Origin of the sequence: Halorubrum yunnanense (genome assembly GCF_026586675.1) — an archaeon.
Classification (GTDB): Archaea; Halobacteriota; Halobacteria; order Halobacteriales; family Haloferacaceae; genus Halorubrum; species Halorubrum yunnanense.
In genome coordinates, this window is sequence record NZ_JAODIX010000106.1 from 1 (window position 1) to 828 (window position 828).

The 828-nt window shown below is 52.3% G+C and carries 2 protein-coding genes; both read right to left on the bottom strand.

Annotation, left to right across the window (positions count from 1 at the left end):
* The coding region (locus N5096_RS16620; RefSeq protein ID WP_379790611.1) for a transposase at positions 1–273 on the bottom strand (273 nt) is incomplete at its 3' end.
* A partial coding sequence (locus N5096_RS16080) for an IS630 family transposase (RefSeq protein WP_267665796.1) occupies positions 230–828 on the bottom strand: 599 nt, incomplete at its 5' end. The genes N5096_RS16620 and N5096_RS16080, both read right to left, overlap by 44 nt.

Genomic DNA, 828 nt, shown 5'->3' on the forward strand with positions numbered 1-828 from the left:
AGCATATTTACGAAAAATGTCACAGATGAGCGTTCGATACGTTTCTACATCGGGTGCATCAAGTGGCGACAGATCGCGTTTAACACTCTTCCAGATCTGTTCAATCGGATTGAGATCTGGTGAATACCGCGGTAATGCTACTCTCGTCAGATCGAGCTGTTTTACTATATTATCGACATATTCAGCAAAGTGAGACGAAAAGTTGTCGCAAACGATGATGATCGGTCGCTCAGGATTCTTCTCGCGGATCTTGTGGGAAAAAATCGCCCACAGATTCCTTGCTTAGATCCGCTTTGCAGTCGACGACACTTCTTCCGTTGAGCGCGTAAAATCCGAAGACGACATCGTCAAAATTCTCTGTCGGCGTCTCCTTTTGGATCGTTGGTTTCTCGAAGGCCCACAACCGCCGGCTGTTGTCCGTTGGTCGAGGCCACGCTTCGTCAAGAAACCCGACGACGACACCGCCGTCAGTTACCGCGTCGTCGTCAAGATCGTCGAGAGCGGCCTCGAGACGTTCCTCGAGCTGCTCTTCGGCATCGTCAGGGCGATCCGGTGATTCTGGTCGAGGGATCGCGTATTTAAGTCCAAGATCTTTGAGAATTCGTGAAAGATGTCGTTGTGAGTATGACACGTTAAATGCGTCTTCGATAAGCCGCTGAACTTCGTGGGTGGTGAGCGGTTGGTGCTGTTCGAGCACCTCTCGAAGTCTTTCGCGCTGGTGCTCGTCAAGTTTTGGTGGACGACCATCACTGAACTCTGGTCGAAGACCGTCGACAGCGCCGTCGTTCCAGCGATCGATCCAGCGGCTCGCGGTCGGCGTCGAGACGC